The sequence below is a fragment of the Gleimia hominis genome (genome assembly GCF_002871945.2).
GTDB lineage: Bacteria > Actinomycetota > Actinomycetes > Actinomycetales > Actinomycetaceae > Gleimia > Gleimia hominis_A.
Window position 1 is genome coordinate 1,350,989 of sequence record NZ_CP126963.1, and the last position, 13,216, is coordinate 1,364,204.

Annotated in this window: 11 protein-coding genes; 2 read left to right on the forward strand and 9 right to left on the reverse strand. The window is 58.5% G+C overall.

Going from position 1 to position 13,216, the window contains the following annotated elements; genetic code table 11:
- Window position 1 precedes the first annotated feature (1 nt).
- The gene (gene pstS, locus CJ187_RS05940; RefSeq protein WP_102216715.1) at window positions 2-1,126 is read right to left on the reverse strand and encodes a phosphate ABC transporter substrate-binding protein PstS; all 1,125 of its coding nucleotides are present in this window, start codon (window positions 1,124-1,126) and stop codon (window positions 2-4) included.
- Between the two features lie 183 nt (window positions 1,127-1,309).
- Here pstS and CJ187_RS05945 point away from each other — a divergent pair, with 183 nt between their 5' ends.
- The gene (locus CJ187_RS05945; protein ID WP_102216716.1) at window positions 1,310-2,569 is read left to right on the forward strand and encodes a sensor histidine kinase; all 1,260 of its coding nucleotides are present in this window, start codon (window positions 1,310-1,312) and stop codon (window positions 2,567-2,569) included.
- A complete protein-coding gene (locus CJ187_RS05950; protein WP_102216717.1) occupies window positions 2,566-3,252 on the forward strand; it encodes a response regulator in 687 nt (228 codons plus the stop codon). The genes CJ187_RS05945 and CJ187_RS05950 overlap by 4 nt, the downstream gene beginning before the upstream one ends.
- A gap of 150 nt (window positions 3,253-3,402) precedes the next feature.
- On the opposite strand, the gene CJ187_RS05955 is transcribed toward CJ187_RS05950, so the two are convergent.
- From CJ187_RS05955 to CJ187_RS05990, 8 genes are all read right to left on the reverse strand, one after another.
- A complete protein-coding gene (locus CJ187_RS05955; protein ID WP_233187368.1) occupies window positions 3,403-4,344 on the reverse strand; it encodes an NUDIX hydrolase in 942 nt (313 codons plus the stop codon).
- A 331-nt stretch (window positions 4,345-4,675) separates the two neighbouring features.
- A complete protein-coding gene (locus CJ187_RS05960) occupies window positions 4,676-5,314 on the reverse strand; it encodes a hypothetical protein (protein WP_102216719.1) in 639 nt (212 codons plus the stop codon).
- Window positions 5,315-5,422: 108 nt separating this feature from the next.
- The gene (locus CJ187_RS05965) at window positions 5,423-6,673 is read right to left on the reverse strand and encodes a hypothetical protein (protein ID WP_102216720.1); all 1,251 of its coding nucleotides are present in this window, start codon (window positions 6,671-6,673) and stop codon (window positions 5,423-5,425) included.
- Window positions 6,674-6,712: 39 nt separating this feature from the next.
- The gene (locus CJ187_RS05970) at window positions 6,713-6,928 is read right to left on the reverse strand and encodes a YbdD/YjiX family protein (protein WP_102216721.1); all 216 of its coding nucleotides are present in this window, start codon (window positions 6,926-6,928) and stop codon (window positions 6,713-6,715) included.
- Window positions 6,915-9,278, reverse strand: a complete 2,364-nt coding sequence (locus CJ187_RS05975) for a carbon starvation CstA family protein (RefSeq protein WP_199171094.1) — start codon at window positions 9,276-9,278, stop codon at window positions 6,915-6,917. Before CJ187_RS05975 ends, CJ187_RS05970 begins: the two co-directional genes overlap by 14 nt.
- A 314-nt stretch (window positions 9,279-9,592) precedes the next feature.
- Complete coding sequence (locus CJ187_RS05980) at window positions 9,593-10,789, reverse strand: glutamate--cysteine ligase (protein ID WP_102216723.1); 1,197 nt, start codon at window positions 10,787-10,789, stop codon at window positions 9,593-9,595.
- A 33-nt stretch (window positions 10,790-10,822) separates the two neighbouring features.
- Window positions 10,823-11,770 carry a glutamine amidotransferase-related protein gene (locus CJ187_RS05985; protein WP_158237740.1) on the reverse strand — a complete coding sequence of 316 codons (948 nt, stop codon included), beginning with the start codon at window positions 11,768-11,770 and terminating at the stop codon, window positions 10,823-10,825.
- A 236-nt stretch (window positions 11,771-12,006) separates the two neighbouring features.
- Complete coding sequence (locus tag CJ187_RS05990) at window positions 12,007-13,176, reverse strand: hypothetical protein (protein WP_102216725.1); 1,170 nt, start codon at window positions 13,174-13,176, stop codon at window positions 12,007-12,009.
- Window positions 13,177-13,216 lie beyond the last annotated feature (40 nt).

Consider the following 13,216-nt stretch of genomic DNA (forward strand, 5'->3'; position numbering starts at 1 on the left):
ACTACTTGGTTTGAATCGCTTCCAAAGATTTCTCTAGTTCCGAACGTAGAGTGTCTGAGATCGGTGCGGATCCCGCAGACTTCGCGGCGGCTTCTTGGCCTTCTTTGGAAATCTGGAAGTTAATGAACGACTTCACCAGGTCCGCTTCCTTCTGCGGGTACTGCGAGCAGACCACGGAGTAGGACACGAGGATCAGCGGGTATGCCCCACTGTCTTTTGGCGTGCGGGAGATCTCTAGGGCGTGGTCGCCTTCAACCCCGCTGTCCGCGGGTTCTGCGGAGTCCAGAGCTTTCGCGGCGGCCTCATTCGAGAACTTCACGAATGAATCGCCAGCCTTGAGCGCTACCGTTCCGAGGTCGCCGGCCTGCGAGGCGTCCGCGTATCCGATTGTGCCTTCACCCTGGGTGACTGCCTGCACTACGCCAGCGGTCTTGTCGCCAGACTCCCCACCTTCCATTGGCCAGGACTTCGACGGGTCATGCGGCCACGCATCTGGCGCAGCCTTGTGGAGGTAATCCGTGAAGTTCTCGGTGGTACCAGACTTGTCTGCACGGTGAACCGGCGTAATTTTCGTCTTGGGCAGGTCTACATCCGGGTTTGCTTCTTTGATGGCCGGGTCATCCCACTGCGTGATTTCACCGGAGAAGATCTTCGCTAGAGTCGTGGGGTCGATATTGAGTTCTTTAATGTCGGGCAGTTTGAAGATTACGGCTACTGGGGACACGTATACGGGCAGGTTCATTGCGTCTGCGCCGCAGCGGTCTTTAGCTTTCTTAACCTCGTCACCCTCAAGGGCCGCGTCGGAACCCGCCCACAGCACCTGGCCGTCCGTGAACTGGGTGATGCCCGCACCGGAACCAACCGCGTCGTACGTGACGGTGACGTCGGGGTTCTTCTGCATGTACTGGGCCATCCAGGCGTTCATTGCCGCTTCTTGAGAAGAGGCCCCGGCACCCGCTAGGGAACCGGAGAGGTCACTCTTTTCTTCCTGCGTAGCTTCTGAGCTGCCTTTGCTTGACGAATCGTCTTTTACTGCGTTGTCGCTACCGCACCCCGCTAACATGGTTGAGGTACCCACTAAACCTAGTAGCGCGAGTCCGCTGAAGAACTTCTTACTCTTCACCATCTCTCCTTCACAAGATCGTGCGCTTACGCATACGCTTTTAACCTAGGGCGCTAACCCAACGAGCATGCGTACAGGTGGTTAACAAAGGGTTAACAACCCCAGAAATCTTGGTCCTAACTGCCGATTTCGCGATGCTGATGCAGAAAACTGTGTTCGACGCGATACAGTAATAGTGTGGAAGGCTTGACTTTAACTATCGCAGCAACAATCGCGGGGCTAGGTGTACTTGTGGGGCTGGCGGCCGCCACAGCCTTCTACCGTTCTGAAAGACATTTTCGCGCCACCCCCACAGCCGATACTGCGCCCACAGAAGTTGCGGGGATTAATCCTGAGGTCCTGTCGGTTCTCGAAACTATTGAAGCCATGTCCATTATTGTTGGTCCGCGCGGCCATATTTTGCGGGCGGATGCGCGGGCGTACACGTTCGGGTTGGCAACTGGTGATGACCTTACGGACCAGCGGCTACTAAAGATTGTGGAACAGGTTCGCCGCACCGGGATTGCACAGGAGCACGAGGTTACGTTCACTCCGATTGTGAGCCCCCAGGTGCGCATGTTCTTTTTAGTCACCGTTGCAGCACTGCACGGTGGAAAAATCCTCATAATGGCAAAAGATCTTACGAAGGAACGTCGGATCGAAGCTATGCGCACGGACTTCACCGCAAATGTCTCTCACGAACTGAAAACGCCGGTGGGGGCATTGCAGCTGCTGGCGGAAACGATTTACGCGCACGCTGACGACCCGCAAGCCGTGCAGACGTTTGCGCCGAAAATGATTACGGAAGCGAACCGGCTCACCAGTTTGGTGTCTGACATTGTGATGCTTTCAAAGCTGCAGGAAGTGGATGTGCTAACGCACGCGGAACCGACGCATCTTGACCAGGTGGTAGCGGATGCGCTCGAAACGCATCGCACGGCCGCTAAACAGCGCGACATTGAACTGCAGGTGGATGTCAGTGATCACCCACTGGTGTGGGCGGTGCCGGAACTATTGACTACCGCGGTGCGCAACCTGATTGATAATGCGATCCGGTACTCACCGGAACACACGACCGTCACTATCCGCACCGGTACCCGTAGCGAAGTTGGGGTTGTGAGTGTTGAAGATGAGGGCGTGGGGATCTCCCAAGCAGACTGTGAACGCATTTTTGAACGCTTCTACCGCGTAGATAAGGGCCGGTCCAGATCCACCGGAGGTACCGGGCTGGGCCTGTCCATTGTGAAGCACACGATGCGCGACCACGGTGGGCGTGTTCGTGTGAAGAGTGCGCCCGGTGAAGGTTCCACGTTCACGCTCGAACTACCACTCGCGCACGTGCGCAGCCGAGCGGAAACAACCGCGTCTGCCACGCAGATAGATAATGGTCCTGAGGACACTCGCCACCTCGAAAGCGCCCAGGTTCCCGCTACCGCTGGTTCACCACGGGTTAGGGAGGCGCTGTGAGCACAATAGTTGTGGTGGAAGATGAGGATTCGCTGCGCACTCCCCTGGCGTTTAACCTGCGTAAAGACGGTTATGACGTAGTCGAGTTCGCTACCGGGCTTGAGGCCCTCGAGTTGCTCGAAAAGAGTGAACCTGCCCTAGTGCTGTTAGACCTCATGCTGCCCGACATTTCAGGTACGGAAGTGTGCCGCCGGCTGCGCAAGTTCTCAAACGTGCCCGTGATAATGGTGACCGCTAAAACCGAAGTGGTGGACCGGGTGGTGGGCCTCGAAATTGGGGCTGATGACTACGTAACGAAACCATATTCATATCGCGAGCTTCTAGCTCGAATCCGCGCGCTCCTCCGCCGAAATACTGCGAGCACCACCCAAGAAAGCACCGACGAAGTGCTGGAAGCCCCGGGGATACAAATGTTCGTGGACCGCCACGAAGTGATCATCCACGGGGAAAGCACGCACTTACCGCTGCGAGAGTTTGAGCTTCTAGAACTATTCTTACGGAACGCAAACCGCGTGCTGACGCGCTCACAAATACTGTCCCTAGTGTGGGGTTCGGACTACATGGCGGATTCGAAAACGCTGGACGTGCACATCCGCCGCTTGCGTGCGCGGATTGAAGCTGATTCCAAACACCCGAAAATTCTTAAAACAGTGCGCGGACTGGGCTACCGGCTAGTAACCTAACTCGCAGTTGAAACGCTGCTCGGTGCGCAAACTGCCGACTAGTAGATCGCGATGTTATCCAAAGCCTCGCTGCGACCTGACTACTAGTAACTCGCAATGTCGCCCCAAAGTCACTCTGCTAGCTCCCCCGCAGGGCTTAAAACCACGCGGTTAGCTTCCCCGCAGGGCCCGGTGGTACGAAACGTCAATCAGCTGCGCTTGCCCATCGGGGTACCCAATGTGCGCCACTAGCAGCTGCCCAGACCTCAAGAACGGTTCCTTAACCGGTACTTTCCGCATCATCGAATGCGGCGTGATCTCCCGGATCGGCTTCAACAACCCCGACAGTGCCCGCCGCGGCGCACACACCACCAGTGGTGAACCGGGAGTACCCAGCAGTTTGCGCATCACCGCTTCCCCCTCACCGGCTTCTAATTCGTCCGCAACAGGCAACGACAACCCAGCTGTGTGCGCATACGGAAGCAACGTCTCTTGACACGCCCGCCGCGGGGCCGAAAGTGCGCGCCGCACCCCAAAGCTCGACAGCATATCCACAAACTGGCGAGACTGCGCCACCCCCAGCCTGGACAGTTGCCGCTCCGACGCCGGCACTTCCCGCGACGCGTCCAAAGAACCCTGGCGAGCTAAAATAACCGTCATCGTCCGCAGCGTCCCCGCCTGCGCCTTGGCGATCACATCAGTCAGCAACCGTCGGTCACCACGCCGCGTCAACATAGACCGGGCCTGCTCCGCAGCTACCCACCGGCTTTCATCGATTTCGCTTGAGGGCGCCGGGGTCACCGGAAGGCGCGTGCGCAACACCCCGGGGTGCTCCGTGGCGGTCCCAACCCAGTAGTACACTTCTTTCGTTTGCCCAGACCCAAGCCGGTAGCGTTGCGTCAACAGTGGGGCCGCTAAATCTACCGGCACCCCCGTTTCTTCTTCCACTTCCCGAACGCCCGCAACCGGTAACGTCTCATCTAAATCACTTTTACCTTTTGGCCACGACCAGTCGTCGTACCGCGGTCGGTGTACCAGCAGTACCTGCAGATCTTGAGGGGACACGCGCACCCCCAGTTTCAGATCACTCGGCGAAAGAGCGGTATCTCGCACACGCCAAACAATGGCTCCAGCCGAGCGGATAATACGGCTCGGCACTGGTGCGGGACGAGCATGAGACACAGTGCAACACTTCTTTAGGTCACGACCCCAACGCCACCTGAACTATCGGTGGCGCACTACTACGATTTAGGGTCTGGCGGATACGGACATAACTAAAATTGATTCTACAGGGTTTATCCGCCGTTCGTTTAGCAGCACAAATGCAGGCCGTTTAGCAGCGCAAACACCGTTAGATCACCAGTGCAAACAGCGCTCGCCCAGAGGTGCAAACACTGTTCATTTTGCAGCCTAAACCCGGGCGTGCTGGTATGCCCCCGCCTGTTTACACGAGCCGCCCCACTTGGGCTCGGTCCGCTGCTGTGTCTAGATCGTTTGCAGTTTCCACAAGGGCCCGGGCACGCCTCGTCACCATTGTTGCTAAGCGGTCGCGGTCACTGCGGATCCAGGTGGATCCGAATGTTGCCCCAGAGGCGAGGATCCGGCACACGAGTGCGCAGTCGCGCAACAGTCCAGTTAAATCGCCAAATGGGCGGCCAGACATGAGGTTACTTGCCCTCTCCATTACTTCTGATAGGGACGGCACTGCCGCGATGGATTCTTGGTCGTCAATACCTGCCGTGTAGGGGGCGCGTACTCCCTCATCGAATCTTTCCGCTACTTTCAATGGGTCGCGCCGGTACCATTCCGTCAGCAGGTAGATGCGCCAGAACGCGCCAGGAAGGGTGAAAGCGGGGCTGCGTTCCCACAGGTCCGCAACGATATCCACCCCCTCGCGATTAATGGCATCCACCAGGCGGTTAACCGCATCGGGCCCGAACTCCTCATCCGCTAGCCCCAAGAGCGCGCGGGCAGACGTGTTCGCCACAAGTGCGGTCGCTGCCGGATCGTCGTCTCCTTGAATGTTCTCTGCCTCTTCAATGCTGAGCATCGCTGGGCGGCGTGGTTTACGGTTTTCAGCCATAGTCAAATCCCTCCAACCCTCATTATCCTAAACCACGTTTACCACACGTTTTACCCGCAGGTTACGCGCGTACCTTCCGTGGGTTATGGCTACATGTTTTACGCTCGGTTAGGAGTGGAGAATTTCTTTAGCTGCAGTGATGAGGCTCTTGGGGTCGCGTTGCATCCGCCCGTTAACAAAAGCCATGCCGACGCGTGTGCGCGCCCCTGGGACCAACCGGGACCATCCCCGACCGGTGGGCCATAAACCACCGTGCGCCGCGAGTCCGGTCCACTGATCCAGGCCGGTGCCGAAACTCACCGCGTAAGTGATGAACGCGGCAGACAACCTCGCGGCAGTCTGTGGCTTTGCCGGGTAAATCCCCACGCCGGGGCCGCCAGCGAGCGTGTCTTTAATGAGGTCGCTCACCAGCACAGAATCCGTGTTCGAAATAGGAAGAACCGGGGCAACCACAGTTGTGCGTTCCCCCGCCTCAGCGGCCCGCCACCGTTCAATCCGTTTAGCGCCCAAATAGTTAGGTCCCTGTGTAGCCAAAGCCGCGTCCATGATCTGCCCCTCAACTAAGTACACGTCCGTGGGGGTACCTGAGAACGCGAGGATAGTATCGGGCCGGTCGCGCAACACCAGGTTCTGCACCAGGTCCGCTCCCATCACGGCGTGCAGGTGGGCGCGCCCAGGTGCATACAGGGCGCTTGCGATAACTAGTCGGCCCGGCAACTGGCGAATATACCCAGCGAGCTGCGCTGGGGTGCGGGTAACGTCCGCGATTTCACCCGGAACAATGTGCAACTGCCCCGCACCGCCGCGGCATGCTTCCACCAGTGACTCCAACCGTTTCGAGCCAGAACGCACTACGGCGTGCACGTGCGCGCCCGCCCGTACCAGTGGAACAGTGGGCGCTAACTGCCCAGCTCCGCCCAGCACAACCACGGTGTGTCCCTCAAGCGGCCACGATTGCGGGTGCGCACTGACCTTATCTAACGCAGCAATCGCCGCATTCGTCATCACTCGAGTAGCGGAGTCGTGCGACAGGCGCGGCGCCGGATCTTGCGGTTCACCTTGCCCACCCACGGTACAGGTGGGCTGTGCGGACACATCTTTTGCCGTCACGTCGCGAAGCAGCGTGCCATCTGAGGTTTGAGTCGTGCCATACAGGTTTTCTAGTGCGGCCCGTGCCATCGGGACGGCTCGTTCAGCTTCTAACCCCGTGAGGTCCCGGAACACTTCCAGGTAGCTCTCCCGCCACGTTGGGTCCCCCACTTCTACGAGGTCCGGCGAGTTGGCAGCGTGCGCAGCTGCGTTAATGGCCTGCTGCAGCGCACGCGTGCCACTGCCTTTACCTAAAACCCAACGTTGCATTCCACATTCCTTCCGCCTGTCACTACTTCTAATACGAGCCTAGCAACAGCCGGTTGAAACATTCTGCTCTTCGAACCGAGCGCGGTCGCGCCAAAACTGGCGTTCACTCATCGGCGCGTGCCCCGGGTGTTCCCGCGCATGCCGCTCCACGTACCGGTCGTAAGCGGATTCACCCGTGAAGTCACGCCACAGCCTTTTCCCAGTTCGACACGCCTCTTCCAGCTGCGCCAGCAGCCCCATGCTAGTGGTGCTCATGGCTCGCTCCGGGGATAAGCGCAGGGTCACCCACCACCTCATATTCTTTAACAAGTTTCTTCTCTAGCTTGGTCGCTACCAGACGGCCGGGAGCGAAGAAGTTAGATTCCACGTACGGGTCTTCTGAAGTGGACACGTCCCGTTTCGCAACGCTGCGCCACATGCGGATACACGCGCACACAATCACGAAAGCAACCGCAACTACGAACACGATCGACAGCGTCCCCTGAATGAACGTGTTGCGAATAACAGCTTGGGTATCCGCTATCTGCGCTGGATCCGTAAGGGTTGGCAAAAGCTCACGGGCGTTGCGCCACTGCTCCCAGTAGCCCACAGCCTTATCGGTAGAGAAAATCTTCTGGAACGAAGCGGTGAAAGTAACGACCGTGTCGAATACGAATGGCACGGCTGGGATCCACGCCCACTTGTAATAACCCTTGCGGACCACGCACACGGTACATACCAGTAGTGCGACTGCGGAAATCAGTTGGTTAGCGATTCCGAACAGGGGGTAGAGGGTTTGAATCCCACCTCGCGGATCCGTAACGCCCATCAGCAGCAACGACCCCCAGGAGGCCACCACCACGAACGTGGTGAGCCACGCGCCCACGCGCCAGGAGGGGTCTTTGAACCGAGGAATCACGTTCCCCAGTGCGTCTGACAGCTGGAACCGCGCCACCCTGGTTACCGCGTCAACTGCCGAGAGGATGAACAGGGCTTCGAACATGATTGCGAAGTGGTACCAAAAGCCCATCATCGCTTGCCCACCACCGATTTGGTGCAGAATGTGGGACATGGACACTGCCAGTGTGGGCGCCCCACCGGTGCGGGAAACCACGGAGGGCTCCCCCATGTCTTCCGCTACTTTACGCAGCGCCTCTTCCCCCTCGTAAACCTTGTCTTTACCGTTTTCATCGAAGGAGTCCCAGCGCGGCACAATGCGGTTACCGTGCGCGTCCGTGACGTTGAGGTTCTGCGCGGCCTCGTTAGAAATGGCTTCGCGGTTGCCCTCATACTCTTGAACAACAGCGGTGCCGGCCAGTTTGTCGGCGGACGCTTCGGAGGTGTTCATCGCGAAGTACACGCCCTGGTTCAAGGAGGCTGCGGCCGCGAGCGCCATGATTGCCACAAACGATTCCATGAGCATCCCGCCGTAGCCGATGAGGCGCACTTGGGATTCTTTTTGGATCATTTTTGGTGAGGTACCTGAGGACACGGTTGCGTGCATGCCAGATAGGGCGCCGCAGGCGATGGTGATGAACAGGAACGGGAAGAGGGTGCCGGCGAAAACGGGGCCTTCAGTGTTTGAGGCGAACTCGGTTACCGCTGGCATTTCAATGATGGGTCGGACAATCACGATGCCGGCAGCCAGAACCACGATCGTTCCGACTTTCATGAATGTGGAGAGGTAGTCGCGCGGGGTTAGCAGGATCCACACGGGCAGCACCGCAGCGAAGAAACCGTAGATCACCATGATCCACACGAGGGTGGTGGGTGAAAGTTGGAATAGCTGCTGACCCCAGTCGGTGTTCGACACCCAGCGTCCCGCGAAGATCGCGCCGATCAGCAGGATGCAGCCTGCGATGGACACCTGGGTGATTTTGCCTGGCTGGACGTAGCGCAGCCACAGCCCCATACCGATTGCCAGCGGAATGGTACAGCCCACGGAGAACACGCCCCACGGGGATTCCGCGAGTGCGTTTACACACACCATGGCAAGTACCGCAAGGACGATCATGAGCATAACGAGGACCACTATGGTGGCGACGATGCCGCCGATTTTACCGATCTCGTCGGTGGCGATTTGGCCGAGGGAACGTCCGCCGCGGCGCATTGAGAAGAACAGCACGAGCATGTCCTGCACTCCACCGGCTAGGAGCACACCGAAAATGATCCACAGGGTTCCGGGTAGGTACCCCATTTGTGCGGCGAGGACTGGACCTACCAGTGGCCCTGCCCCCGCGATGGCGGCGAAGTGGTGTCCGTACAGCACAACGCGGTTGGTGGGGTCGAAGTCTTTGCCGTTGTTGATCCGCTCCGCCGGGGTGGCGTTCGAGTCGTCGGGCCTCATGATTTTCTTCTGGATGTAAAGCGCGTAGTAACGGTATCCGATCGCGTACGTGCACACAGCGGTCACGACGAACCAGATGGCGTTCACCTCTTCACCCCGCACGATCGCGAGCATTGTCCATCCAAGTACCCCCAGCGCGGTGATGATTACCCACAGGGCGATTTTGCCTGGGGTCCATTTTGTGTGGGGGCGGGTTCCGACGGGAACGCCGTCTTTGTTGCGGATTATGTACCGCTCTTCCTCGGGAGTGTAAGCGGGTTTCGCATCAACAGAAGCCATACTCATTCCTTTACTTCCCAGCGCCTGCGTTGGGCAGGTCGGGCAGTTACTTGAAAACTGGTCCGGCCTTGGACCTCGGGATAATAGACAATGTTAAGGGGAGATCCAGAAATTAGTAAGACGTATGTCACTTTTTATATGAAATTGTTATTTATATAATATTTCGGGACTTTAGGCCCGAGGCGGGGGTTTAGCAGGTAGAGTACTCACCCTCGTTTTCGCAGCCGATTTGTTGTTATCGCCCACCGTTTCCTTCCGGTTCAGTGGCCACCCTAAACGGGTTCCTTGCCCCGCCAACACAGGGCAAGCTGGGTTTACCACCCGCGGTTGCCGGAGTCTGGGAACCGCATGCCGCGTGGGTCGTATTCGAAGTCGTAGGCGGATACGGGTTTGCCGGATTCGAATTCGGCGCACATGTGTTCCACCACGGCCTCTAGGGTGCCGGTGCGTTCCACCACTGCACGCTGCCGCTGGTAGCCAACTCCGGAGGCCGCGATGTCATACAGGGCTTCCAGGTCTTCTAAACAGTTCAGGTCGCGGGCGGCGGGTGCTAGCTGTTCCAGTAGTGCCGGAAGGGTTTCTTTTACGCTCGCTTCGTCGCCGTTCGCGTTTTCGATTAGTGTTGCGTCCATTCCGTAGCGGGCTGCCCGCCACTTGTTTTCGTCCAGGAACCAGGGTGGAATTGTGGGCAGTTCCTCCCCGGCGTCGAGGCGGCGGGAAGCGGTTTCCACCAGTGCGTGGATGAGTGCGGCCGCGGCGCGCACTTCAGTCAGGTTTGAAGCGGCGTCGCAGACCCTCACCTCAATAGTTCCCAGTGCGGGAGAAGGGCGAATATCCCAACGCACTTCGTTGAACGAGCCGATCACACCGGTTTTCCTGAGGCCCGCCGTGTACTCTTCCAGTTGATGCCACTCGGTGAACTGCCGGGGCGTGCCCGCGGTTGGAAGTTGTTGAAATACCATTGCCCGGTTGTCGCAGTACCGCGTGTCCACCCCACCCCAGAACGGCGAGGAGGCGGACAGGGCTTGCATGAGGCCCAGTTTGGTGAGGAGGTAGTTGAGGATCGGAAGGACCTTCCGGAAATCCTCTACCCCCACGTGCACGTGGGTGCCGTAAAGCAGCATTTGCCGCCCCCAGTACTGCGTGCGGTTCACTAGTTTTGCGTATCGTTCTGAATCGGATACGCGTTGGAACTCGGGGTTCGCAAACGGGTGCGAGCCGGCGCTAGCGAGGTCTATGCGAAGCGGGTCAATGACGGGTGCCAGCATGTCCACGCCGCGTTGCAGGTCTTCTGCGCAGGCGGCGACGTTCGTTTGTTTCCCGGATACGAGTTCAACGGTGTTGCGCAGCATTTCCCCGTGGATCAGCTCGCTGTCTGGGTTTAGTTCGCGCGCCCGGTCTACCACCAGGTCTCCGCATTGCCGCAGGTCTAAGGAGTCGCGGTCAATCAGCTGCAGTTCCCACTCGATACCGATGGTGGAACGTTCTGAGTCGGCAAATTTGATGCTCATTCCTCAATTTTGCCTGATTTTGACCCGACTACGCTACCGGTAGCGCCTCGCAAATTCGCTTATGAGGTGGTTGGCGGCGCGCACGTCCGCGCGATCACAGCGGGCTTGCACCCGCGCTTTCTCGTCTGCCGGATAGTATGTCTCCCCGTATGTGTCTATTCGGATCCGCATACCTGCAGTGGTTATTTCCGGGTGGAACTGAGTGCCGTAAACGTTATTGCCCCAACGCACAATCTGGAGGGGGCAAAAATCTCCCGTGGCTAACACCACACTGCCCTCCGGCACCCCGGCAAGGGATTCACTGTGCCCCACGTACGCTTCGAACCGCTGCGGAAGCGAACGCGTAAGCCCATCACGCATCCCCTCCGGCGTGAGGCTCACCCACGGGGCCTGCAGGTCCTCAGGAAAATCTGCGCACAACGCAGCCCCACCCGCAATCGCGAGGGACTGCATTCCATAACAAATTCCCAACGTGGGGAAATCCGCAGCCAACAGGTGGCGGCACAACTCCTGTACCCGCCGCTCCATCTGCAGGTGCGCAGGGGTTTTGAACTCATCGTCACTCGCCGGCTGCGTGCCATACGAATACGGCGATCCGCTAATAATCACGCCCGCATAGTCACGCAGATCCACCGGGCACTCACCCGCATCATCCCACTGAAACCTGCCGTTTCCCGCAACCGACTGTGCCCCGTATTCCCCGGTTTTCGCTTCAGTTTCCGCATCTTTGGGGTCAATTTGCGGGGCACGAGTTTCACCTTGCCCGCCGTCGTAATTGCCTTGTGCCGCATCCGTTTCGACATCTGCTTCCGGAGGTTGTTCGCGCGGCAACACGTTCAACGTATGTAAGGTGGTGCCAACTTCCAGACCGCCCCATTTAGCAACCATGCGCAGCTCATCGTCGGCAATAGTGCCCGGTTGCCTACAGACAACTAGCAAAAACGGTTTGCGCGAGCCTGGTTTCTGGGAGCGAAGAGTCATGCAGTTGATTATACGAACGCCTCCAAATCGAAGTTGCGCGCGCCACATCCTGGCACACTCGCCGCCGCGCTTTACAAGACCTGGCTGAGCGGTCGCCCCCCTACTTTCTACAAGATGTGGCTGACCGGTCGACCGTTAGTTTCCACAAGAGATAACTAGCCGGTCAGTACGCCGCTCACCTGATGCCGGCGCAGCGGCTACCGCACGCGGCCAAAAACACTTTTCTTACCTAGCGTTTAGGAGTCGCCGCCACTGCTAGTGGGCGCGCTCGGTTGCGCAGGGTTAGACGCAGCCGGTTTCTCCGGTTGTGCGGGTTTATTTTCTGCAGGTGGTTTATCCGGCTGGTTTCCCTCCCCCGGATTCGCTGGGGCGGGCGCATTGGTTGGCGCGGGTTTCGGCTCCGGATTCGCTGGCGCAGATGGATTCGTCCCACCCTCCGCGGGTTTATTCGGCTTCGGTTGCACACTAGGAGCCGGGTTAGCTGGTTTAGGGTCATTAGGTTTCGGCTGCGGAGCCGGCCTGTTCGGCGAATCCGTACGGTTTGGCGCTGGCGCAGGGGTGGCACCCGGACGTCCTGGTTGCCGCCTCTCATTACCCGTTGGCTCACGCGAGGGCCGCAACTCTTGCGCCCCTTCCGGGCGGTGCGGCCGCTGCCGTTGCGCCCGTTCCCGTTCCTGCTCAGTCAGTTCCGTCGGGTTCTTCTTCCAATCCTCATGCGAAGACTTCACGGCATCCATACACTGCGCAATCACTTCCCGCGCAGCCTTAACCTTCCCCAACGCATTCGCCTGCGCCTTCACCTCGGTGGCGGCCTGCGCGGTTTTCAATGCGCGCCGCCCCTGTTTAATCGCCTTTTGCAGGTCAGAAAGTGTGGTCTTATCGCGTACTTCACTGGCTTTAGTTTTCTTCGCCAGATCCTGCGCATTCGCAATGAGCTGCTTCAACTTCGCTGCATTAGACGTGAGGGTACTGTGGATGCGGTCCGTTAGTTTATTCGCGATCGAATCGGTTGCTTTATCCAATATGCTCGTGCGGCTGTGCAGGTCACTGGTGATCGACCGCAGCTGTTTCACCTTGTGGTTGGCGTTGCCCATCACCTCGCACGACGCCTCGTAATCAATTACCTGCGCAATGTCTGCTTGTTCCGCGGCGAAATTCGTTTTTGAATCCGGTCGGATCTCTAACAGCGCGGATGCCTTATCTTGGGCGGTGAACCATGTTTCAAGCGCTGTTTCACACTCTTTCTGAGCTTGTCGCAACGCGTTGCCCCGCACGTAAAACACCCCCGCGACCACCAGCACGAGCGCGATGACCACAGGAATCGCAATCGCAATCAGTTTGCGCCGTTTACGCTGCCGCCGCCGATCATCATTACTGAGGTACTTGCCCGACCGCCTAGTAGCCACTGTAGACAACCCTTTCAACCGCTAACACAAGCACCACACA

Coding starts and splice junctions, on each gene's coding strand:
- pstS (WP_102216715.1), bottom strand. CDS start 1,126: ATGGTGAAGAGTAAGAAGTTCTTCAGCGGACTCGCGCTACTAGGTTTA.
- CJ187_RS05960 (WP_102216719.1), bottom strand. CDS start 5,314: ATGGCTGAAAACCGTAAACCACGCCGCCCAGCGATGCTCAGCATTGAA.
- CJ187_RS05965 (WP_102216720.1), bottom strand. CDS start 6,673: ATGCAACGTTGGGTTTTAGGTAAAGGCAGTGGCACGCGTGCGCTGCAG.
- CJ187_RS05970 (WP_102216721.1), bottom strand. CDS start 6,928: ATGAGCACCACTAGCATGGGGCTGCTGGCGCAGCTGGAAGAGGCGTGT.
- CJ187_RS05975 (WP_199171094.1), bottom strand. CDS start 9,278: ATGGCTTCTGTTGATGCGAAACCCGCTTACACTCCCGAGGAAGAGCGG.
- CJ187_RS05980 (WP_102216723.1), bottom strand. CDS start 10,789: ATGAGCATCAAATTTGCCGACTCAGAACGTTCCACCATCGGTATCGAG.
- CJ187_RS05985 (WP_158237740.1), bottom strand. CDS start 11,770: ATGACTCTTCGCTCCCAGAAACCAGGCTCGCGCAAACCGTTTTTGCTA.